At 71.3% G+C, this 20994-nt stretch carries 21 protein-coding genes and 1 tRNA gene; 11 read left to right on the top strand and 11 right to left on the bottom strand.

All coding sequences use genetic code 11. From position 1 onward, the window contains the following. Positions 1-49 precede the first annotated feature (49 nt). From AB0877_RS01750 to AB0877_RS01765, 4 genes are all read left to right on the top strand, one after another. Positions 50-724, top strand: coding sequence for an FKBP-type peptidyl-prolyl cis-trans isomerase (locus AB0877_RS01750; RefSeq protein ID WP_366605718.1), 675 nt, complete (start codon positions 50-52; stop codon positions 722-724). 189 nt (positions 725-913) lie between these two features. Then, positions 914-1741 (top strand): hypothetical protein, encoded by an 828-nt coding sequence (locus AB0877_RS01755; RefSeq protein WP_366606165.1) that lies wholly within the window; start codon positions 914-916, stop codon positions 1739-1741. A 32-nt stretch (positions 1742-1773) separates the two neighbouring features. Then, positions 1774-2427, top strand: a complete 654-nt coding sequence (locus AB0877_RS01760) for an HAD family phosphatase (RefSeq protein WP_366605720.1) — start codon at positions 1774-1776, stop codon at positions 2425-2427. 28 nt (positions 2428-2455) lie between these two features. Next, on the top strand, positions 2456-3466 hold the full coding sequence (locus tag AB0877_RS01765; RefSeq protein ID WP_366605721.1) for an NADPH:quinone reductase: 1011 nt from the start codon (positions 2456-2458) through the stop codon (positions 3464-3466). A gap of 183 nt (positions 3467-3649) precedes the next feature. On the opposite strand, the gene AB0877_RS01770 is transcribed toward AB0877_RS01765, so the two are convergent. Beyond that, positions 3650-5299: a fatty acid--CoA ligase gene (locus AB0877_RS01770; protein ID WP_366605723.1), complete on the bottom strand. Its 1650-nt coding sequence runs from the start codon at positions 5297-5299 to the stop codon at positions 3650-3652. A gap of 57 nt (positions 5300-5356) precedes the next feature. On the opposite strand from AB0877_RS01770, the gene AB0877_RS01775 reads away from it, so the two are divergent. Beyond that, positions 5357-5848 (top strand): NUDIX domain-containing protein, encoded by a 492-nt coding sequence (locus AB0877_RS01775; RefSeq protein WP_366605725.1) that lies wholly within the window; start codon positions 5357-5359, stop codon positions 5846-5848. A gap of 15 nt (positions 5849-5863) precedes the next feature. Here the strand turns inward: AB0877_RS01775 and AB0877_RS01780 are convergent, their stop codons facing one another. After that, positions 5864-6898, bottom strand: coding sequence for an aldo/keto reductase (locus AB0877_RS01780; RefSeq protein WP_366605727.1), 1035 nt, complete (start codon positions 6896-6898; stop codon positions 5864-5866). 125 nt (positions 6899-7023) lie between these two features. Between AB0877_RS01780 and AB0877_RS01785 the strand changes: the two genes are divergently transcribed. Further along, on the top strand, positions 7024-7656 hold the full coding sequence (locus AB0877_RS01785) for a TetR/AcrR family transcriptional regulator (RefSeq protein ID WP_366605729.1): 633 nt from the start codon (positions 7024-7026) through the stop codon (positions 7654-7656). 68 nt (positions 7657-7724) lie between these two features. Here the strand turns inward: AB0877_RS01785 and AB0877_RS01790 are convergent, their stop codons facing one another. Then, positions 7725-9401, bottom strand: a complete 1677-nt coding sequence (locus AB0877_RS01790; RefSeq protein ID WP_366605731.1) for an MDR family MFS transporter — start codon at positions 9399-9401, stop codon at positions 7725-7727. 203 nt (positions 9402-9604) lie between these two features. Further along, the gene (locus tag AB0877_RS01795; RefSeq protein ID WP_366605733.1) at positions 9605-10147 is read right to left on the bottom strand and encodes a type 1 glutamine amidotransferase domain-containing protein; all 543 of its coding nucleotides are present in this window, start codon (positions 10145-10147) and stop codon (positions 9605-9607) included. A 181-nt stretch (positions 10148-10328) separates the two neighbouring features. Between AB0877_RS01795 and rfaE2 the strand changes: the two genes are divergently transcribed. Further along, the gene (rfaE2, locus tag AB0877_RS01800; RefSeq protein ID WP_366605734.1) at positions 10329-12164 is read left to right on the top strand and encodes a D-glycero-beta-D-manno-heptose 1-phosphate adenylyltransferase; all 1836 of its coding nucleotides are present in this window, start codon (positions 10329-10331) and stop codon (positions 12162-12164) included. After that, on the top strand, positions 12161-13039 hold the full coding sequence (locus tag AB0877_RS01805) for a glycosyltransferase family A protein (RefSeq protein ID WP_366605736.1): 879 nt from the start codon (positions 12161-12163) through the stop codon (positions 13037-13039). The genes rfaE2 and AB0877_RS01805 overlap by 4 nt, the downstream gene beginning before the upstream one ends. Positions 13040-13041: 2 nt before the next feature. On the opposite strand, the gene AB0877_RS01810 is transcribed toward AB0877_RS01805, so the two are convergent. The 3 genes from AB0877_RS01810 to AB0877_RS01820 are packed head-to-tail and all read right to left on the bottom strand — an operon-like array spanning position 13042 to position 15211. Further along, positions 13042-14148 (bottom strand): glycosyltransferase family 9 protein, encoded by a 1107-nt coding sequence (locus AB0877_RS01810; RefSeq protein ID WP_366605738.1) that lies wholly within the window; start codon positions 14146-14148, stop codon positions 13042-13044. Between the two features lie 8 nt (positions 14149-14156). Next, positions 14157-14708, bottom strand: coding sequence for an Hsp20/alpha crystallin family protein (locus AB0877_RS01815; RefSeq protein WP_366605740.1), 552 nt, complete (start codon positions 14706-14708; stop codon positions 14157-14159). Beyond that, positions 14708-15211, bottom strand: a complete 504-nt coding sequence (locus tag AB0877_RS01820; protein ID WP_366605741.1) for a DUF2231 domain-containing protein — start codon at positions 15209-15211, stop codon at positions 14708-14710. The genes AB0877_RS01815 and AB0877_RS01820 overlap by 1 nt, the downstream gene beginning before the upstream one ends. A 166-nt stretch (positions 15212-15377) precedes the next feature. On the opposite strand from AB0877_RS01820, the gene AB0877_RS01825 reads away from it, so the two are divergent. Beyond that, complete coding sequence (locus AB0877_RS01825; protein WP_366605742.1) at positions 15378-15995, top strand: pyridoxamine 5'-phosphate oxidase family protein; 618 nt, start codon at positions 15378-15380, stop codon at positions 15993-15995. A 25-nt stretch (positions 15996-16020) separates the two neighbouring features. On the opposite strand, the gene AB0877_RS01830 is transcribed toward AB0877_RS01825, so the two are convergent. Both AB0877_RS01830 and AB0877_RS01835 read right to left on the bottom strand, forming a co-directional pair. Further along, entirely contained in the window at positions 16021-16575 is a 555-nt protein-coding gene (locus AB0877_RS01830; protein ID WP_366605743.1) for a DUF4240 domain-containing protein, read from the bottom strand. Positions 16576-16606: 31 nt separating this feature from the next. After that, entirely contained in the window at positions 16607-17011 is a 405-nt protein-coding gene (locus AB0877_RS01835) for a VOC family protein (protein WP_366605745.1), read from the bottom strand. Positions 17012-17062: 51 nt separating this feature from the next. On the opposite strand from AB0877_RS01835, the gene AB0877_RS01840 reads away from it, so the two are divergent. Continuing rightward, positions 17063-17707 (top strand): class I SAM-dependent methyltransferase, encoded by a 645-nt coding sequence (locus tag AB0877_RS01840; RefSeq protein WP_366605747.1) that lies wholly within the window; start codon positions 17063-17065, stop codon positions 17705-17707. A gap of 100 nt (positions 17708-17807) precedes the next feature. On the opposite strand, the gene AB0877_RS01845 is transcribed toward AB0877_RS01840, so the two are convergent. Next, positions 17808-17881 (bottom strand) — tRNA-Thr (locus tag AB0877_RS01845). 114 nt (positions 17882-17995) lie between these two features. On the opposite strand from AB0877_RS01845, the gene AB0877_RS01850 reads away from it, so the two are divergent. Further along, positions 17996-19768 (top strand): metallophosphoesterase, encoded by a 1773-nt coding sequence (locus AB0877_RS01850; RefSeq protein WP_366605748.1) that lies wholly within the window; start codon positions 17996-17998, stop codon positions 19766-19768. Positions 19769-19929: 161 nt separating this feature from the next. On the opposite strand, the gene ricT is transcribed toward AB0877_RS01850, so the two are convergent. Then, on the bottom strand, positions 19930-20766 hold the full coding sequence (ricT, locus tag AB0877_RS01855) for a regulatory iron-sulfur-containing complex subunit RicT (protein WP_366605750.1): 837 nt from the start codon (positions 20764-20766) through the stop codon (positions 19930-19932). Positions 20767-20994 lie beyond the last annotated feature (228 nt).

Consider the following 20994-nt stretch of genomic DNA (forward strand, 5'->3'; position numbering starts at 1 on the left):
CCCCCCGGCACCGGGTGCCGGCCACACTTCGCAGCAGGGAGTCGACGACGTGAGCGAGCGGACGCAGCAGACGGGCCCGGACCAGAGCCCGGCAACCAAGTCGGGGCGCCGCCTGGCCGCCCAGTTGGCTGAGAAGAAGGCCGCCGACCGGAGGCGGAAGATCAACGCCGGGCTCAGTAGCCTCGCCGCCCTCGCCGTGGCCGCGACGCTGATCGGCGTCTTCGTGTGGATCGGCGGCGGCGGCGACGACAAGCCCAAGAACCAGGCCGACGCCACTCCGTCCGCCTCCGCCCCGGCTCCCGACGAGGCCGGCGCGCCCCCCGCTCCGCAGCTGCCCGAGGGCGCCGACCCGGCGCTGGGCACCAAGCCGACGGTGACGCCGGGCACGGGTGACCTCAAGAAGCTCGCGGTCACCCCGCTGATCAAGGGCACCGGCCCGGCCGTGCAGAAGGGCCAGAACATCACCACCAACTACGTGGGGGTGTTCTTCAAGGACGGCAAGGAGTTCGACTCCTCCTGGGAGCGCGGGCAGCCGGCCACCTTCCCGATCGGCGTCGGCCAGGTCATCCCCGGCTGGGACCAGGGTCTGGTTGGCGTGACCGTGGGCAGCCGGGTGCAGCTCGACATCCCGGGCGAGCTGGCGTACGGCAACGACGACGCCGCCGCCGGTGGCCGTCCGACCGGTCCGCTGCGCTTCGTGGTGGACGTGCTCGCCGCCCAGTGACCTGTCCGGATCGTCCCGGTTGTCGCCGGGACGGGATGGAGTTGTTCACATGGGGCTTCCGGCCCGTCACCCAGCGGCAGTAGGTTCGGCGTCACCCCGGGCGGTTCGCCGCCCGGGGTGGCCATCCGGAACCGCGACGCGGAGGTGCGTGTGACTGCGCTGGACGAGCCTGGGCGGACCGCCCGGTCGATGTGGGCGTACTTCGAGCCGGTTCACGCTGTCACCTACCTCCACCCCCGGGCGCGTGCCGCGTACGAGGCGGTCGGGTTGCGCGGCTACTGGCGCGGTTACTTCGCCGGCCGCGCCGCGCCGCTGGGAGCCGCCGAGGCGGCCCCGGTGATCGCCGCCTTCTTCAACTTCGCGCCACCGATGGTGACCCGCGCACTGCCCGCGGTGTGGCGGTTGGCCACTCCCCAGGAGGCGCTGCGTGCCCGCCTGACCGGTGCGGTGCAGGCGCTCGCCGAGCTGACCTACGAGCTGCCCGAGTCGCACCTGGTGGAGGCCGCCGACCTGTTGGAACGGGCCGCATCGGCGGCGCAGACCGCCGGCCGGGTGCTCGGCGCGGCGAACGCGGCCCTCCCGGCCGGTGAGTACCCGTTGGCGCGGCTCTGGCAGGCCGCCACCACGCTGCGCGAGCACCGGGGGGACGGGCACGTGGCGGCGCTGGTGGCCGCCGGCCTGGACCCGGTGGAGACGCTGACCGCGCGGGTCGCGCTGGACGGTTCGCCACAGCAGTACCTGCTGGGCCGGGGCTGGTCCGAGGAGCAGTGGAAGTCCGCCCGCGAGCGGCTCACCGAGCGGGGTTGGCTGACCGGTGACGGCGTGGCCACCGACCACGCCCGCGCCGAGTTCCAGGCCATTGAGGACGCCACCGACCTGGCCGCCGCGCACCCGTGGCAGGCGCTCGGCGTCGACGACACGGACCGGCTCCGGGAGCTGCTGGAGCCGATCGCCCGGTCCGGCCACACCCTGCTCCCCGAGGGCAGTCCGCTCGGTCTGCCCGCGTTGCCCGGCTGACCGGGCACCCACCGGTCGGGCAGGATGGGGCCGTGACTGATGCGGTGGTCTTCGACCTGGACGGCGTGATCGTGGATTCCGAGCCGGTGTGGGAGGAGGTCCGCCGGGCGTACGTGGCTGCGCACGGCGGGACGTGGCAGCCCGACACGCAACGCCGACTGATGGGGATGAGCACCGGCGAGTGGGCGCACTACCTCAGCGCAGAGCTGGGCGTCGACCGCACCGCCGAGCAGGTCGCCGTCGAGGTGGTCGAGGAGATGGCCCGACGCTACCGGGACCACGTACCCCTGATCGACGGCGCCGACCAGGTCGTTCGCGGGCTGGCCGCGCGGTGGCCGCTCGGGTTGGCCAGTTCGTCGCCGACCCGGCTGATCGAGGCGGCGCTGGCGGCGACCGACCTGACCGACGCGTTCGGCGCGACCCTCTCCACCGAGCGGACGGAGCGGGGCAAGCCCGCACCGGACGTGTACCTGAGCGTGGCGCAGCACCTCGGCGTCGACCCGACCCGGTGTGTGGCGGTGGAGGACTCGTCCAACGGTGTGCGTTCCGCCGCGGCGGCGGGCATGCGGGTGGTGGCGGTGCCGCACGGCTCGTACCCCCTCGATCCGGACGCCGCCGCGCTGGCCGTGGTGAAGCTGGACGCGATCGGTGAGCTGACCCCGGAGCTGGTGGACGAGCTGGGTTGACCCGGGTCGAGCCGGGTAGAGACCACGGATGAAGGCCATCGTGTACGAGCGCAACGGCGACCCTTCGGTGCTCCACCTGGTCGACCGCCCGGTGCCCGAGCCGGGCGCGGGCGAGGTCCTGGTGCGGATGGCGGTCTCCGGGGTGAACCCGACCGACTGGAAGTCCCGCCGCAACGGCCCGCCGAACGGGTGGCAGATCCCCGGGCAGGACGGTGCGGGGTTGGTCGAGGCGGTCGGCGACGGGGTCGACCCCGACCTGATCGGCGAGCGGGTGTGGGTCTGGGAGGCCGCCTGGCAGCGCCAGTGGGGCACGACGGCGGAGTACACGCTGGTGCCGGTCCGGCAGGCGGTACGCCTCGGTGCCGCTCCGTTCGAGCTGGGCGCGGCCCTCGGCATTCCGTTCCTCACCGCGCACCGCTGTCTGACCGCTGGCGAGTTCATGCCGGACACGCTGCGGGCGGGTGCGTTGGCGGATCACACGGTGCTGGTGCAGGGCGGCGCGGGGGCGGTCGGTAACGCCGCGATCCAGCTCGCCCGGTGGGCCGACGCGACTGTGATCGCCACTGTGAGCAGCGCGGAGAAGGCTCAGCTCGCCGCCGCAGCCGGCGCAAGCTTCGTGATCAACTATCGGGAGCAGGACGTGGTCGAGGAGGTCCACAAGATCGCTCCCGACGGGGTCCACACGATCGTGGAGGTCGCCCCCGCCCGCAACGCCTCGGTCGACGCACAGGTGTTGCGGCACGGCGGCGCGGTCTGCATGTACGCCGACAACGGCGGGGACGAGGTGAGCATCCCGATCCGGGCGATGATGGCGCCGAACGCCCGCTGGCAGTTCGTCCTGGTCTACACCGAGCCGAAGGCGGCCAAGGCGCAGGGCGTGAAGGACGTGGCGGCGGCGGCCAGCCAGGGTGGCATCCGGGTCGGCGCGGACGCCGGCCTGCCGTTGCACTACTACCCGTTGGCGGAGGCGGCCGCCGCGCACCAGGCGGTGGAGGACGCGACGGTGGGCAAGGTGCTCATCACCACCAGCGACGCCTGATCGGGTCGCCGACCACCCGATTTTTCCGTCAGCAGGACAGAAGCGAATAAGTTTCGCAACAATGACGGTGCGGGTAACCCCGCGTGGAGCGGGCGGCCCCGGCGCGGTGCGAACGCCGGGGCCGCCCCTGGGGAGGGTTCAGGAGTACTCCCGCCCCAACAGGCGACAGTGCCGGGGAAAACGTTACGGGGCTGTCAGCTCCCGGACAGTCAGCTCACCCTCGGCGTACCGCGAACGGACGACCTTCTTGTCGAACTTGCCGACGCTGGTCTTCGGCACCGTGTCGATGAACGCCCAGCGCTCGGGCAACTGCCAGCGCGCCACCGACCCGGCCAGGAAGTCCCGCAACTCCTCGGCGGTCACCGAAGCGCCCTCCCGGAGCACGACGGTGGCCAGCGGACGTTCGTCCCACCGCTCGTCCGGCACCCCCACCACGCACGCCTCCAGCACCGCCGGGTGGGCCATCAGCGCGTTCTCCAACTCCACCGACGAGATCCACTCGCCACCGGACTTGATCACGTCCTTGGCGCGGTCGGTCAGGTTGATATACCCGTCCGGCGAGAGGGTGCCCACGTCGCCGGTCCGCAGCCAGCCGTCGCGGAACTTCTCCTCGTCCGGGGCGTCGTCACCGACGTACCGGGCGGTCACCCACGGCCCTCGGACCTCCAGCTCGCCCACGGCCGTGCCGTCGGCGGGCATCGGGTCGCCCGACGGGCCGACGATGCGCGCCTGCACGCCCGCCGGCACCCGCCCCTGCGTGTAGCGGTAGCGCCAGGCATCGTCACCGGTCGCACCGGCGGGCGGACGCGAGACCGACCCCAGCGGGGACATCTCGGTCATCCCCCAGGCGTGGATGACGTCGATACCGTGCCGTTCGTCGAACGCGTGCATCAGCGCCGGTGGGCACGCCGAGCCGCCGACGATCACCTCACCGAGCGAGGAGGTGTCCACGTCGTGAGTGTCCAGGTAGGCCAGCAGGTCGGTCCAGATGGTCGGCACCGCGCCGGCCAGGGTGGGCCGCTCGGCGGCGATCATCTCGGCGATCGGCGCGGCCTGGAGGAACCGGTCCGGCATGATCAACGATGCGCCGGAGAGGAAGGCCGCGTAGGGCAGGCCCCACGACATGGCGTGGAACATCGGCACGATGGCCAACTCGCGGTCGGTCGGCCCGAGGCCGAAACCCTCCGGCATGCAGACCTGCAACGAGTGCAGGTAGATCGACCGGTGCGAGTAGGCCACACCCTTGGGGTTGCCGGTGGTTCCGGAGGTGTAGCAGAGCGCGGCGGCGTCGCGCTCGTCCACCTCGGGCCAGTCGTACACGTCGGGCCGGTCGGCGAGCAACGCGTCCCAGTGGTGCACCGTGATCCGGTCGCCGGCCGCCTCCACCAGTGGCGCCGGGTCGCCACCGCCGACCACCACGACGTGCCGCACGGTGGTCAGCTCACCGATCACCCGGGCCAGCAGCGGGATGAGCGTGCTGTCGACGAGGACCACCCGGTCCTCGGCGTGGTTGGCGATGTAGACGACCTGGTCGGGGAAGAGCCGGATGTTGAGCGTGTGCAGCACCGCACCCATGCTCGGCACCGCGAAGTAGGCAACCAGGTGCTCGTTGTTGTTCCACATGAAGGTCGCGACCCGCTCGTCGCCGGTCACCCCACACTCGTCGCGCAGCGCGTGTGCCAGCCGGGCGGCGGCCCGGCCCACCTCGGCGTACGTCATCCGGCGGGGCTCGGCGCCCGTCCAGGTGACCACCTCGGCCGTGCCGTGCACCCCTGCGCCGTGGTCGAGGATCCGGGAGATCTGCAGAGGGGCGTCCATCATCGTGCTACGCATGGGTAACAAGCTAGTGTCGGCGGTCACACGTTGGGAACCCCCGGTAAGTTGTCGCAGGTGAGCATCTCGTGGGCCGACTCGTACGTGGGGCAGTTGCGGGCGATCGCCGGCGACCGGACGCTGATGTTCGTCGGCGCCCGTGCCGTGGTCAACGACGACGCCGGCCGCGTTCTGCTGATCAAACGCTCGGACAACGGCCAGTGGGCCATGCCGGCCGGCGCGATGGAGCTGGGCGAGTCGATCGCCGACTGCGCGGTACGCGAGGTCCGTGAGGAGACCGGCCTGCGCGCGCTGCGGGTCTGCGCGTTCGCCCTCTACACCGGCCCGGACCGAACGAGCACCAACATGTACGGGCACACGTACCAGGTGTTCACCACCGCGTTCAAGGTGGAGGAGTGGGACGGGCAGTTGGCCCGGGTCACCGACGAGACCACCGACGCCGGCTTCTTCGCCCGCGACCGGTTTCCCGCCCCCCTCTCCACCTCGGTCATCGAAACCCTTGCCGACCTGGACGTCTTCGAGCAGACGAACCGGCTCATCCTCAAGTAGGTCGGCCGGGCCGCGTTACTGCGGGTAGCGCATCCCGGCGAAGAATCCCTCCTGGATCCAGTTCGGGTACGCGACCGGCAGCTTGGTGGCCTCGTCCAGCTCGGCGAGGTCCTGCTCGGTCAGCGTGAGATCCGACGCGGCGATGTTGTCGACCAACTGCTCGTGCTTGCGGGCACCGACGATCACGCTGGTCACGGCCGGGCGGGACAGCAGCCAGGCGACCGCCACCCGGGCCGGGCTCACCTCGTGCCGCTCGGCGACACCCTTGAGCACGTCGACCACTGCGAAGGCGTGCTCGGGGTCGAACGGGGTGAAGCTGGCGTAGCCCGGCTGGGCGCTCCGCGCGCCACTGTCGGCGACGGCACCGTCCCGGCTGACCTTGCCGGAGAGGAAACCGCCGGCGAGCGGGCTCCAGACGGTCAGCCCGACACCCTCGTTGAGCGCCATCGGCACCACGTCCCGCTCCACGTCCCGGCCCAGCAGCGAGTAGTACTCCTGCACCGAGACGAACCCTGCCAACCTCTCCCGGGCGGAGATGCCCAGCGCCTTGGAGATCTGCCAGGCGGCGAAGTTGGCGGCGCCGATGTAGCGCACCTTGCCCTGCCGGACCGCGTCGTCGAGCGCGCGCAGCATCTCCTCCATGGGAGTGATCTGGTCGAAGTTGTGGATCTGGTACAGATCGATGTGATCGGTGCCCAGTCGGCGCAGGCTGTCCTCCAGGTTCTGCATGATGTGCAGCCGGGAGGTGCCGACGTCGTTCGGGCCGGGGCCCGTCCGCGAGTGCACCTTCGTCGCCAGTACGACGTCGCGACGTCGCTTGCCGAGGGCCTTGCCGAGCAGTTCCTCGCTCTCGCCGTCGCTGTAGCCGTCGGCGGTGTCGACGAAGTTGACGCCCGCGTCCAGGGCGGTGTCCACCATGCGCTGGGCCTCGGGCAGCGCCAGCCCGCCCAGGGTGCTGTAGATCGGGTGCCCGCTGCCGCCGAAGGTCATCGCGCCGAGCGAGATCTCCGAGACGTACACCCCAGTGGTGCCCAGCAGTCGGTACTTCACGTGTGTCGCTCCTCGTGGTGGGTCGGAGGCCGAGGTCAGGCACTCCGTGGTCACTATGTCGGACACTGTGTCCGGCAAGGAGCGTACGTCGCCCACCCGGCCCCCGGCCACCTAGGATTCCGGCTATGCCCTCGATCACCCGCCGCCGCCCGCGCAACCCCGACGGACGCGCGGCCGTCGAAGCGCGGGTGCTCGCGGCCACCGAACGACTCCTGAAGGAGGGGATCCGCTTCACCGACCTCGGCGTGCAGCGGATCGCCGCCGAGGCCGGCGTGGCGCGGTCGACCTTCTACATCCACTTCCGCGACAAGACCGAACTGCTCATGCGCCTCGCCGGCACCATGCGGGAAAGCTCGTTCGACCGCACCGGCGAATGGGACCCGGCCGGCTCCGGCGACCCGCTCGCACGGCTCACCGAGGCCTTCGCCGACGTGATCCGGATATACCGGACGTACGCCCCGGTGCTGGCCGCGGTCAGCGAGGTCGCCGCGTACGACGAGGTGGTCCGGGAGTACTGGGCGGCCGGGCTGGAGCAGTTCGTGGCCCGCACCGTTGACGCGCTCCAGATCGAGCAACAGGCCGGGCGTACCCCCGCCGACCTGGACGTGACGACGGCCAGCCGGCTGATCGTGCTCGGCGGCGACCGCTTCCTCGCCGACCACGTCAGCACCACCTCGGCCGACCCCGAGACCGACGCGGCAGCCGCCCGGGAGTTGGCCGCGACCTGGTGGTACGGCGCGTACCGCCGCCCCGCCTGATCCATCACCGACGCCCCGGCGGATGCCGGCCGCCCAGGAGCGATCCGGGGCGGCCGGTGTCGCGACGATCAGATCATCGTCTGGGACTTGGCCTCCATGTCGGCGGCGGCCTCCTCCTTCGACTCGCGGGTCAACGGCTTGCCGCCCGGTGCCGGGGCCTCCCCGCCGAGCGGGTCCGCGCCACCGGTGGCACCCTGCGGGCCGGCACCCCGTAGTTGGGTGTTGGGCAGCATCAGGGTGACCAGCACCGCCACGATCGCGATCAGGCCGGCGGTCAGGAAGACCATGTCCAGCGCGTCGACGAAGGCGCCCTGGATTGCCGCGCGTACCGGCCCCGGCAGGGCCAGGATGGTGGCCGGGTCGTTGATCGAGATGTTGGCACCGCCGCTCGCCGCGACCGCGGCCTGCTCCTGCGGCGGGAGCTGGGCGATCGCGCCGGGCAACCGGTCGGCGAGCCCACCGGTCAGCCGGGACGAGAGCACAGTGCCGAGGATCGCCACCCCGAACGAACCACCCAGCGACCGGAAGAAGGTCGCCGAGGAGGTGCCGGCGCCCAGGTCGCGTACCGACACCGCGTTCTGCACCGCCAGGATCAGCGACTGCATGCACAGGCCCAGCCCGACGCCGATCACCACCATGAAGCCGAACGCCACCCAGAGCGAGGTGGCCACCTCCAACTGGGTGAAGAGGAACATACCGGCCAGGAGGGTCACCGAACCGGCCACCGGGAACCACTTGTACCGGCCGATCCGGGTCATCGCGCGGCCGGTCAGGATCGAGGTGATGATGATGCCGGCCATCATCGGCAGCATCAGCAGACCGCTCTGGGTCGGCGAGGCGCCCTTCACGATCTGCAGGTACAGCGGAATGAAGATGATCGAACCGAACATCACCAGACCGATGATGAGCAGCGCCGAGTTGGCCAACGCGAAGGTGGCGCTCCGGAACAGCCGCAGCGGCAGGATCGGCTCGGCCACCCGGGCCTCCTGGAGGACGAAGAGCACCCCCAGCACCGCACCGACCACGAAGAGCGTGATGATCACACCGGAGCCCCAGGCGTACTCGTTGCCGCCCCAGCTCAGCGCGAGCAGCAGGGAACTCACCCCGGCCACCAGCAGGCCGGCACCGAGCCAGTCGATCGAGTGGTCCCGACGTTCGAACGGGATCAGCCGCATCACGTGGTAGCAGACGACGATCGCCAGGATCGCCAGCGGCACGTTGATGTAGAAGATCCACCGCCAGTCGGTCTCCGCGAAGTAACCGCCCACCAGCGGCCCGGCGACCGACGAGATCCCGAAGACCGCGCCGAACAGGCCCTGGTACTTACCACGTTCCCGGGGTGACACCACGTCCGAGATGATGGTGAACGCGAGCGTCAGCAGACCACCGGCACCGAGACCCTGGATACCCCGGGTGACGATCAGTTGGGTCATGTTCTGCGACAGCCCGGCCAGCAACGACCCGACCAGGAACGTGCCGATCGAGAAGAGGAAGACCGGCCGACGCCCGTACAGGTCGGCCATCTTGCCGTAGAGCGGCGTCGACGCGGTCGAGGCGAGCAGGTACGCGGTGACCACCCAGGAGTAGTGGTTGATCCCGCCCAACTCGCCCACGATGGTCGGCAGCGCCGTACCGACGATGGTCTGGTCGAGGGCGGCCAGCAACATGCCGGTCATCAGGCCCAGCATGAGCAGCCGGATCTGCTGACGGTTCAGCACCGGCGCATCCGAGGCTTCGGTGGTCATGTGGCCGTCTATCCCGCAACCAACAAACCATGCGCCAACCCACCAAAAAACCACCCCCACCCCCACCCCACCCCCACCCCCGCCCCGCCCCGCCCCCGCCCCGCCCCCGCCCCGCCCCGCCAGCGTTGATCATGAAGTTATTGCCACGACACGCCGCGCGAGGTGGCAATAACTTCATGGTCAACAGGGGTTGGGGAGGGGACCTAGGGGGTTGTGAAGGTTTTGGTGATCGTTGCGCAGAAGGCGGGGAGGTCGTGGGGTTTGCGGCTGCTGGTCAGGTTGCCGTCGGTGACGCACTCCTCGTCCACCCAGGTGGCTCCCGCGTTGGTCAGGTCGGTACGCAGGGTGGGCCAGGAGGTGATCCGGCGGCCCCGCACCACGTCCGCCTCGATCAGCGTCCACGGGCCGTGACAGATCACCCCGACGGGCTTGCCCGCGTCGAAGAACGCCTTCACGAACCGCACCGCGTCCGGGTCGCCCCGCAGGAAGTCCGGGTTCGCCACGCCTCCGGGCAGCACCAACGCGTCGTACCCGGCGGGGTCGGCCTTGTCGACGGTCACGTCCACGTCGTACGTCTCGGAGTGGTCCAGGTGGTTGAAGGACTGGATGGAACCAGCCTTCAGCGAGACCAACTCGGCCTTAGCGCCGGCGGCCTCGACCGCCTCGCGTGGCTGGACGTACTCGACCTCCTCGACGCCGTCGGCGGCCAGGAAGGCGACCCGCTTGCCCTGCAATGTCGCTGCCATCTCGGTACATCTCCTTTCCGGGGGTACCTCAATCCCCTTCCCGCCCGCGAACGCCCGAAACAGGTCGCACCGGTGTCGGACCGGCTCGGACCGGTCAGGAACCGCCGAAGACCCCTGACCAGCGGCGGGGACCGGTCGGCGCGCAGGTTTGTCCGCCAGGCCGCTGGGGACCCGGGGAGGCATGGCAGGAGCAGCAGCGGAGCAGCGCCGGCTCGCCACCGTCGTGGAGAGCTGGCTCGGACGCCCAGTCCTGATCGTCGGTGACGCCATGTTGGACGAATGGCGGTTCGCCGACTCCGACCGGCTCTGCCGGGAGGCGCCCGCCCCGGTCCTCACCCTGCGTCGGCGGATCTCCGCCGCCGGTGGGGCCGCGAACACCGCCGTCAACGTCGCCGCTCTCGGCGGCCGGGCGGTGCTGGTGGCGCCGGTCGGTGCCGACGTCGCCGGGGACGAACTGCACGACTGCCTGGACCGCGCGAGCGTCTGGGACCGCACCGTCAACCAACCCGGGCGGCCCACCCCGGTCAAGCGGCGGATGTTGGCCGGCAACCAGATCCTGCTGCGTGAGGACTCCGGCGACCCGGAGGACGCGCTGGACCACGACGGGGTGAGCCGGCTGCTCACCGCCCTGAGCTGCGCCACCGAGGAGTTGCGCGCCGCCGCCGGTGGGGAGGCCCCGACCCTGGTGGTCTGCGACTACGGCCTGGGCGCGCTGCCCGCGCCGGTCCGCGCGTGGCTGGTCGAGAACCGCCAGCGGTACGCCACAGTCGCGCTGGACGCCCACGACCTGGCCGACTGGCGGGGTCTCGCGCCGACAGTGGTCACGCCCAGCTTCGCCGAGGCCACCCGACTGTTGGCCCGCGCGGGCGGTACGACCCGACCGACCGGCGGGACCGAACTGCACCTGGCACACCCGGACGCCGACCCCGCCGACGGGCCCTCCGAAATGACCGTCGGCGCGGCCCCCGGGGCGGTACGCGTCGACGACACCGACGCCGAAGTGATCCGGGCCGACCGCCCGGGGCCGGTCGGCGAGCCCACCCCGGGCGAGGGACGGGTCGCCCTGACCGGCGACGGGCTCAGCGTCACCGGTACCGGCGTCACAGTGAACACCCGGGCCGGCGAGGGCGTCGACCGGGCCGTCCTGGCCAAGTCGCGGCTGGCCGAACTGCGTGCGCACACCGGTGCCGACGTGGTCGCGGTGACCCTGGACACCGAGGGCGCGGTGGTCGGCGGCGCCGACGGGGAGCCACGCCGCAGCCACAGCACTCCGGTGCCGGCAAGCCACGCCGTGGGCGCCGGCGACGCGTACCTGGCGGCGATGACGTTGGCCCTGGCCGCCGACGCGCCCCTGCCCACCGCCGCCCAACTCGCCCAACTCGCGGCCACCATCACCGTCTCGGACACCGGCACCTGTGTGTGCCGACGCGACGACCTGCTGGCCACCCTGGAGCAGCCGACCGACACCGCGGGCCACCCCGCGCTGGTCAGCGGCGACGAGTTGGACACGATCGTCGCCGGGTACCGCGAGGCGGGACGGTCGGTGGTCTTCACCAACGGCTGCTTCGACGTGCTGCATCGCGGGCATGTGCGCTACCTGGAGCAGGCCCGCGCGTTGGGCGACCTGCTCATCGTGGCGGTCAACTCGGACGGCAGCGTTCGTCGGCTGAAGGGCCCGGACCGGCCGGTCAACCCGGTCGAGGACCGGGGTGCCCTGCTGGCCGCGCTGGCCTGCGTGGACCACGTGGTGGTTTTCGAGGAGGACTCACCGACGGCGCTGATCGAGGCGGTCCGACCGGACGTGTACGTCAAGGGCGGCGACTATCCGCCGGAGCTGGTGCCGGAGGCACCGCTGGTGCGCCGCCTCGGCGGCCAGGTGCGCACCCTGGGGTACGTGCCGGACCGGTCCACCTCCGCGATCATCGAGCGGATCCGGTCGCACAGCCAGGACCCGTCGCCACGCCTCGACGACCGAAAGCCCGACCCGTCGCTGCGCACCCGCACCCAGGCGTCGTGAACCGGCCCCTCGACGTCGGCACCCCGGAGGAGTTCCGCGCCGACCGGCTGGTCGACGTGCTGATTCCGACCCGCAACCGGCCCGCCGAACTGGCCGTCACCCTGGGCGGGCTCGCGGCCCAGGACGGGGTGCCCGGTTTCGGCGTGGTCGTCAGCGATCAGTCCGACGGGGATCCGGCGTACGCGCATCCCGCCGCGGCCACAATGGTCCGGGCGCTGCGCCACCGGGGTCACCCGGTGCTGCTGACCCGCCGGCTGCCCCGACGGGGGTTGGCCGAACACCGGGCCTACCTGCTGGCCGCCTCGGCCGCCCGGTACGTCCTCAGCCTCGACGACGACATCTGGCTGGAACCGGGTGCGCTGCACCGACTGGTCGCCGCGATCGGTGAGCTGGGCTGCGGTTTCGTCGGCAACGGCGTACACGGGCTCTCCTACACTGACGACGTGCGGCCGGAATCGCACGGCCACTACGAGGAGTGGGTCGGGCCGCCCACACCGGAGCGCATCCGGCCCGACACCCCGCAGTGGAACCGGGCCCGGATCCACTCGGCTGCGAACCTGCTGCACATCACCGAGCAGTTGGCGCTGCCGCCGGGCGCGTGGCGGGCGTACAAGGTCTCCTGGATCGGCGGGTGCGTGCTCTACGACCGGGCCAAGCTCGTCGACGCCGGCGGCTTCGACTTCTGGCGTCGGGTGCAGGAGAAGCACCAGGGCGAGGACGTGGCGGCGCAGCTCGCCGTGATGTCCCGCTACGGCGGCGCGGGTATCTTGCCCAGCGGCGCGTACCACCTGGAGTCCCCCACCACCGTCACCGACCGGGACGTGGAGGCGTGGGAGGTCGTCCTCGCCGAGGAGGACACCCCACAGCCGGCCTGAAACTACCGGGTGAGCAACTCCCGGGCGGCTTCCAGCACCTCGATCACCGGTACGTCGGTCACGAACGAGTCCCGATGCGGGCAGTCACCGTCGCCGGGTCGGTGCGGATAGATGCCCGGCGTGCAGTCGACCCCGCAGACCGGGCAGTGCACCGTCCACGAGCTGATCGGGCGGTGCCGGCCCCGCAGCGGGCTGGCCCCGTTGATCAGGTTGCCGACCCAGAAGATGCCCACCGTTGGCGTGCCCACCGCGGCGGCCAGGTGCAGCGGGCCGGTGTCGTTCGAGACGACCAACGCGCAGTCGGCGTAGCAGCCCACCAGCCCACCCAGGCTGAGCGTGCCCACCTGTGGGCGCACCGGCACCTGCGCCGCGGCGACGACCCGGTCCACCACCTCCTGTTCGGAGGGCGTGCCGGTGACCAGCACCTCGTAGCCGTCCTCGTGCAGCGCACCGGCCACCTCGGCGAAGCGCTCGGCGGGCCAGCGGCGGCGGGTGTCGGTGGCACCCGGATGCAACGCCACCCGGGGACGGCTCGCCGGGCCGAGCACCTGGGCGGCCTCGGCCCGGTCGGCGTCGGTCACCGCCAGCGTCGGCGTGATGGTGGTGGCCGCCGCTCCCGCCAGCGCCACCACCTCCAGGTAGCGGATCACCTCGTGCTGGTAGTAGACGTAGCGCAGCCACCGGTCCAGCGGCGGCGCGTCGTCGGCGCGCAGGCCGACGGTCAACCGGGCACCGAGCCGGCTGATCAGCGGGTTGGAGTTGGCACCCCCGCCGTGGATCTGCACCGCCAGGTCGAATTCCATCGCGGCGGCAGCGGCCACGAAGTCGTCCCCCGACGACTCCGGCTCGCCCGGCTCCGGTGTACGGATGCCGGGTGCCGGCGGCACCACCAGCACCCGGTCCACCGGGCCGGGCCGGTCACGCCAGAGCTTCGCGTGCCACGGCGCCCCGAGCAGCACGATCTCCGCCGAGGGGTACGCGCCGCGCAAGGCGTCCAGCGCCGGCAGGGCGAAGATGAAGTCACCGAGCGCGTTGGCGCGCAGCACGGCGATCCGCCGTACCTCGGGAAGGCGCTCGGCGGTCGGGCCGAGCACGGACGGGGTTGCCACCCGACCCGCTACGGCCGGTCGATCTCGCCGGCGGTGTCCGGGCGGTGCAGCTCCCGGTCCGCGGCGGGATCGGCTGGCATCGGCGTACCCGTGGAGAGGCCGCCGGAGCGCGGCCCGGTGCGGCCGACGGTGATGGTGCGCGGCGCGGGCCGCGTCGCCCGTGGCAGCCGCACCCGGAGCAGGCCGTGGTCCATCACCGCGTCGATGGTGTCCGGGTCGACCCGCGCCGGCAGGTTGACCCGGTATTCGAAGCCGCGCGTCTCGAAGCCGCCCGGGATGCCATGGTCGGCGTTGACCTCCGCCTCCGAGCGGGCCCGCACGCACAACTCGCGGTCGTCCAACTCGACGGCCACCTCCTCCGGCGCCACCCCGGGCAACCGGACGACGACCTCCCAGCCGTCCGAGGTCTCGGTCAACTCGACGTCGGACGCCCCGCCGCGACCACCGACCAGGCGACTCAACTCGGAGCGCAGCGACTGCAACTCCCCCATCGGGTCCCAGCCCTGCTGCCGGTTGCCCCGCCACCCCCGGCCGAAGCCGCCGAACTGCTGCTCGCTCATCACACCTCTCCGATCCGCTGGGCGGCCGTCGGCGGCCGTAGTGAGCTGGGCGCGTCCAAGCCGGCGTCACTGTCGACGCCCACACCGAGCCGGTCGACCAGCTCGCCACCGAGCCAGGCGCTGATGCCGAGAATCGCCAACGCGACCAGCTCGATGGCGATCAGCGCCCCGCCGGCGGCCCGGGAGTCCGCGTTGAGCCGCACCGCCCACACGGCGGCGAAGAGCAGGATCACCGCGACGTTGGCGCCGGCGTGCAGCAGACCCACCCGCTTGGCGCGGGTGCCGCTCGGTATCGCCAGCAGATCGAACGAGCCGGCCGCCGCGGCGAGCAGGCCGCCGATCAGGCCGACGGTGATGTTCCAGTACGCGACCTCGCCGAGGAAGTCGGGACCGCCGACGGTGTCCACCAGGTCGAACAGCACCGCCGTGGCCAGCAGCGCGACCGGGAACATCACCAGCATCGGATGGACTGGGTGCCCCAGCACCTTGAGTCGGCTCTCCATCTCCCGGCCTCCACTGGTCGGCGTCCTGCGGAACGGTCCACGTCGGCGGGCGCGTCGGGTGAGGCCGTACCCCCGGCAACCCGGCACAAACCTCGCGCTGGTCACGGCGGCCTAGGCTGACGACGGTGGTGCCCACCACCGGGTCAACGGCTGAGGGAGGATCAACGTGACGGTGGAGATCACCTCGCACGAGGAGTTGCGCGAGTTGCTCGGTGAGCCGAGCGCGCGGGCCGCCAACAAGGACCGCGCCCGCCTGCACGAACGGGACCGCGATTGGCTCGGGGCCTCGCCGTTCTGTCTGATGGCCACGGCCGGCGCGGACGGCAGCTGCGACGTCTCGCCCAAGGGCGACCCGGCCGGGTTCGCCCTGGTCCTGGACGAGACGACGATCGCGCTGCCCGAGCGACCCGGCAACAAGCGGGCCGACGGCTACCGCAACATCCTCGACAACCCGCACATCGGGTTGCTCTTCCTGATCCCCGGGCGGACCGACACGCTGCGCATCAACGGGCGGGCCCGATTGGTCAGCGACGCGCCCTGGTTCGACGACATGGTGGTCAAGGGGCACCGGCCGGTGCTCGCCGTGGTGGTGGAGATCGAGCAGATCTTCTACCACTGCGCGAAGGCGTTCCTGCGGTCCGCGCTGTGGCGGCCGGAGACCTGGGAACCCGAGGCACTGCCGTCGCGGGCACGCCTGATCAAGGAGGTCGAGGCCCCGACGGAGAGCCTCGAAGATCTGGAACGGCACTACGGCCCGGAGTACGCCACGAAGATCTACGTCTGATCCCGCAGCACGACCCGGCCTCCGATCAGGCCGACCAGCCGGCCGGGTTGCCGAACGACTCCCGGGAGATCCCCGAGCCGGTCTCCGGCCATGAACCGAACCGGTCGTTGTGCAGGTGCGCGAAGAGGTAACACATGCCTTCACAGTCGGCGTCCAGCAGCGCCATCGCGGGGTCGGCACGCACGGCTTCGTAGTAGGCCCGACCCAGGGCCACTATGAAACCTCGGGCGTAGAGGAAGCCGTCGTCCGACCCGTCGGTCACCTCGTGGATCTCCTCCCGGTCGATGTCGTGCAGCTTGCGCTCCACCACCCGGTCGAGATCCGTCAACTCCTGCCCGGTCAGCTCGACGGTCAACTGCCCGAGCCGGTCCAGGAAGGCATCGAGCCAGGCGTCGATCGCGTAGGACGGGCCATCATCGTCGTCGCCGTCGTCATCAGCGGGGTCGCGCTCGACGATGGCCCGGCGCAGCGCCAGTGGCTCCTCGCCCAGCCCGGCCCAGGCGACCTCGATGAGTGCCCACAGCCGGGCCTCGTCGGCAGGGGTGGGCAGCGTTCCAGGGGCATCCGTGGTCACGGTCACCGCAAGACCGTAACCACCACCACCGACGCTTTCAGGATTCCGCGACGGAGACCATCCACAAGTGACCGTCCGGGTCGGCGAAGACGCCCGCGTACCCCCAGGGGTAGTCGGACGTCTCGCTGATGACCTCGGCGCCGGCAGCGCGGGCCCGCTCGACGACCGCGTCCGCGTCGACAAGCGAGTCGACGGTGAGGCTCAGCAGACACTCGCTCTGGCCTCTCGGGGCGACCTCGTGCCGGCCGATCACCCAACCGAAGCCGCCGGTCGGGACGAGCATCAGGCGCAGCCCGTCATTGACCACGAACTGCAACGGTTCCGGGAGGCCGTCGTCGGCCAACTCGCCCACGGCTTCGAGGCCGAGGCCGTCGCGGTAGAACCGGTAGGAGGTGGGACGGTCGGCGATGGGCAGACTCACGATCACGGGTGCGGGAGTCATGGGTGGACGCCTCCAAGGTGCCGGTCATGTCGCTGGACTAACGTTGGCGTCGTGACGGTGGACGGCTGGCTGTCTGATACTCGCACCTCCTACGACACGGTGGCAGTCAGCTACGCACGCCTGGTGCGTGACCTCCTCGCGGGGGCACCGCACGAACGAGCCGCTCTGGCCTCGTTCGCGCAGCTGGTGCTGGCCGCCGGCGGTGGGCCGGTCGCGGACGTGGGCTGCGGGACGGGGCGCATCACCGCCCACCTGCACACGCTCGGCGTGGACGCCTTCGGGATCGACCTCTCGCCCGGAATGATCGACGTGGCCCGCCGTGACCACAGTGAGCTGAGGTTCGAGGTCGGTTCGATGACCGACCTGGACCTGGCCGACGGCTCGGTCGCCGGCCTGGTCGCCTGGTACTCCCTCATCCACATCCCCGACGACCAGATCGACGTCGTGTTCGCCCACTTCCGGCGGGTGATACGCCCCGGCGGCCCGCTGCTGCTCGGCTTCCACGTGGGCGACGAAACGACCCTCAAGACCGAGGGGTACGGCGGGCACCCGATGAGCGTGCGTGTCCATCGTCGGCAGCCGGCCCAGGTGGCGGCCTGGCTACGCCAGAGCGGCTTCACGATCGACTCGCAGACCACCGTCACCTCGGCGGAGAGCCGGCTCGGCGGCATCATCGTCGGACGACGGGAGCCCTGATCGGCACCAGCTCCGTGGCCGGGACCCGGAAGCAGCGCCGACCGTGATCTACCTTGGGAAACGGCAGAAGCCCAGGCCGATGACCTGGGCTTCCGTACCGAGCCGCCTGACGGAATCGAACCGTCGACCTACGCATTACGAGTGCGTCGCTCTAGCCGACTGAGCTAAGGCGGCAACGATCAGCAAGTGTACGGCACCCCGCCGCCACCGACCGAACGGGATACCCCCGTCGCGCCGGTCAGCACCAACCGGACATCGGCTGCCATCTGGACGATTACCAGACAGCGGATGATCGGGTCCGGGACTACGCTGCGGCGGGTGAGCGACGAACGCGACGATTTTCCCCAGCCCGAGCGTCCTGACCCACCGCCGGCCGGTGAACGCGTCGCGCACCGGCCGCGTAGCACCGACCCGCTGGAGTTGGGCTTCACGCCGCGCAAGCCGGTGCCGTGGCTGGCGCCGTTCCTGTTAATCAGCACCGGCCTCCGGACGCTGCTGGCGGTGCTCTTCGGGGCGTACCTCGACAAGCGCGAGTTGCAGAACGCGTTCGGCGACGACATCTTCCGCCAGGTCGGGCCGGACGGCGGGCTGTGGCTCGACTACGTGGCCGACCTCGGCGACGGCTTCAACGCTACGTATTCGGTGGCGTACCTGCTGGCGCAACCCGAGCTGACCGTCGACGGGCACCGCCTGCCCCGGGCGCAGACGCTGGTGATGGGCGGCGACCAGGTGTACCCGTCGGCGGCCTACGCCGCGTACGAGGACCGGTGCAAGGGCCCCTACCAGGCAGCCCTTCCGGTGGCACCGGCAGAGAAGCCGACGCTCTTCGCGGTGCCGGGCAACCATGACTGGTACGACGGCCTCACCGCGTTCCTGCGGTTGTTCGTCCGCTCCCGGGACCGCAACTTCGCGGGCTGGGGCACCGGGCAGTCCCGGTCGTACTTCGCCGTGGAGTTGCCGGCCGACTGGTGGTTGCTCGGCGTGGACGACCAGTCCGGCTCGTACCTGGACGACCCGCAGCTGGCCTACTTCGACGAGGTGGCCCGCCGGCTCGGGCCGGAGTCCAAGGTGATCATCGCAGCGCCGGCACCGACCTGGGTCAAGGCCGCCGACGACCCCACCGCGTACGACTCGATCGACTACTTCATCCGCACGATCATCGACCCGACCGGGGCGCGGGTACGGCTGTTGCTCTCGGGCGACCTGCACCACTACGCCCGCTACTCGGGCGCCGACCGGCAGCTGATCACCTGCGGTGGGGGCGGCGCGTACCTCTACCCCACGCACAAACTGCCGGAACGCATCGAGGTGCCGCCGCGGGACACCCTCGCCCGCAAGGCCAGCACCGCCCAGCCGTACGACCTGGTGGCCCGTTACCCGGACGCCGCGCGGTCGCGCCGCTACGGCTGGGGCATCTTCCCCCGGTTGCCGTTCCGTAATCCCGGCTTCACCACGTTGCTCGGCACCCTGCACACCCTGCTGATGCTGGCCATGGCCGGTGCGACGGCGAACTGGGCCGACAGCACCGACCAGCGGCTGTTCAGCGTCCCGCTGGTGGTGATGGTGCTGGTGACGGTGATCGCGGCGGCCCTGTTCGCGAAGCCGCCGAGCGCGAGCGGCAAACGCCACGCGCGGCACTGGATCCTCGGCGTCGGCCACGGCGTGGCGCAGGTAGCCCTGGCGGCGGGCGGCACCTGGGTGTGGTTGGCGCTGCCGTTCTACGGCTGGCCGTGGCCGCTGCCGGCGGTCGCCGCGGCGGTGCTCTACGGCCCGGTGATCGGTCTGGTGGCCAGCCAACTGGTGGCGGCGTACCTGCTGGTGGCGGGCTCGTTCGGAGTGAACGTCAACGAACTCTTCGCCGGCCAGGGCATCGAGGACTCGAAGTCGTTCCTGCGACTGCGCATCGACCCGGACGGCACGTTGACCATCTACCCGCTCGGCGTGGACCGGGTCTCCCGCGACTGGAAGGTGAACCCCGACCAGTCCCCCACCCAAAGCTGGCTGACCCCCAAGTCCCCCCTGACCCCCCGCCTGACCGAACCCCCCACAGTCCTGCGCTGACCAACCCACCCCAACCCCACACCGCCCCACCCGCGTTGATCATGAAGTTATTGCCCCGACACGCCGCGCCAGGTGGCGATAACTTCATGATCAACGGGGCGGAAAGGCGGCGGTGCGCGGGTGGGGGTGGGGGTGGGGGTGGGGGGGTTAGGGGGTGGGGGTTAGGGGGTGTATTGCTGGTTGTGGGCTTGGCGGGAGCCGCAGACGTCGGCGCGGGAGCACATGGAGCGCGAGCCGTCGGCGTCCAGGCGTACGGTCACCGCGTCACGGGGGACGCTGTGACCGACGACCCGACCGTCACCCTCGGGGGTGGAGACCCGACTGCCGACCGCCGGGGCGGTCTCCTGAAAGCGCTGGTACAGCGGGTGCTCGTACTTGAGGCAGCACATCAGCCGCCCGCACGCGCCGGAGATGCGCAGCGGGTTGAGCGGCAGGTCCTGGTCCTTCGCCATCCGGATGGTCACCGGCTCGAAGTCGGTGAGGAACGTGGCGCAGCACAGGTCCCGACCGCAGGAGCCGATGCCACCCTGCACCCGCGCGGAGTCGCGGGCGGAGAGCTGGCGCAGCTCCACCCGACAGTGCAGGGTCGCCCCCAGGTCGCGGACGAGGGACCGGAAGTCCACCCGGTGCGGGGCGGTGAAGTAGACGGTGCTGCGCTCACCGCTCTCGGCGGAGCCGAGCACATGGTCGACCGCCACCACCTTCATCGGCAGGCCGTGCGAGCGGATCAGCCGTTTCGCGGCCACCTTGGCCTCGGCCTTGCGCCGACGCAACGCCTCGTCCCGGCGGAGGTCGTCGTCGCCGGCCAACCCGACCAGGCGGGGGAAACCGTCGGTCTCCTCGGTCACCCACTGCGCGGCCCACACGCACTCCGCCACCTCGGGCCCGTCATCGGTGGGCACCAGCACCCGGTCGCCCACCTGCGGGCGCAACTCGCCCGGGTCGAGGTAGTAGAGCCGCCCGTACCGGTTGAAGCTGACCGCGCAGAGCATGCCCATCCCCCCACCCTACGACGGGTCACGGCGCAAGGCGCACCGGCCGGCTACGCCCCGCTGCCATTCATGACCGTCGACTCGACCTATTGCCTGGCGTCCCGTCGTGCCGTTGCTGCTCGCCCGGACGGTTGAATCCGGGGCCGGGCAGGAGACAAGACGTGCCTCGGCGGCGTTGAGTGGAGGCAGACCTGCGGGGGGTGCAGGGGGAAGACCACGGCGTCGCCGTGAGCG

It is taken from the genome of Micromonospora sp. NPDC047644 (genome assembly GCF_040704315.1).
In the GTDB taxonomy this organism is placed as follows: Bacteria; Actinomycetota; Actinomycetes; order Mycobacteriales; family Micromonosporaceae; genus Micromonospora.

What these genes read in the sequence shown, in the direction of transcription:
- AB0877_RS01755 (WP_366606165.1), top strand. Translation starts at nt 914, where the DNA reads ATGTGGGCGTACTTCGAGCCGGTTCACGCTGTCACCTACCTCCACCCC.
- AB0877_RS01765 (WP_366605721.1), top strand. Translation starts at nt 2,456, where the DNA reads ATGAAGGCCATCGTGTACGAGCGCAACGGCGACCCTTCGGTGCTCCAC.
- AB0877_RS01770 (WP_366605723.1), bottom strand. Translation starts at nt 5,299, where the DNA reads ATGCGTAGCACGATGATGGACGCCCCTCTGCAGATCTCCCGGATCCTC.
- AB0877_RS01785 (WP_366605729.1), top strand. Translation starts at nt 7,024, where the DNA reads ATGCCCTCGATCACCCGCCGCCGCCCGCGCAACCCCGACGGACGCGCG.
- AB0877_RS01790 (WP_366605731.1), bottom strand. Translation starts at nt 9,401, where the DNA reads ATGACCACCGAAGCCTCGGATGCGCCGGTGCTGAACCGTCAGCAGATC.
- AB0877_RS01795 (WP_366605733.1), bottom strand. Translation starts at nt 10,147, where the DNA reads ATGGCAGCGACATTGCAGGGCAAGCGGGTCGCCTTCCTGGCCGCCGAC.
- rfaE2 (WP_366605734.1), top strand. Translation starts at nt 10,329, where the DNA reads ATGGCAGGAGCAGCAGCGGAGCAGCGCCGGCTCGCCACCGTCGTGGAG.
- AB0877_RS01815 (WP_366605740.1), bottom strand. Translation starts at nt 14,708, where the DNA reads ATGAGCGAGCAGCAGTTCGGCGGCTTCGGCCGGGGGTGGCGGGGCAAC.
- AB0877_RS01820 (WP_366605741.1), bottom strand. Translation starts at nt 15,211, where the DNA reads ATGGAGAGCCGACTCAAGGTGCTGGGGCACCCAGTCCATCCGATGCTG.
- AB0877_RS01835 (WP_366605745.1), bottom strand. Translation starts at nt 17,011, where the DNA reads ATGACTCCCGCACCCGTGATCGTGAGTCTGCCCATCGCCGACCGTCCC.
- AB0877_RS01850 (WP_366605748.1), top strand. Translation starts at nt 17,996, where the DNA reads ATGATCGGGTCCGGGACTACGCTGCGGCGGGTGAGCGACGAACGCGAC.
- ricT (WP_366605750.1), bottom strand. Translation starts at nt 20,766, where the DNA reads ATGGGCATGCTCTGCGCGGTCAGCTTCAACCGGTACGGGCGGCTCTAC.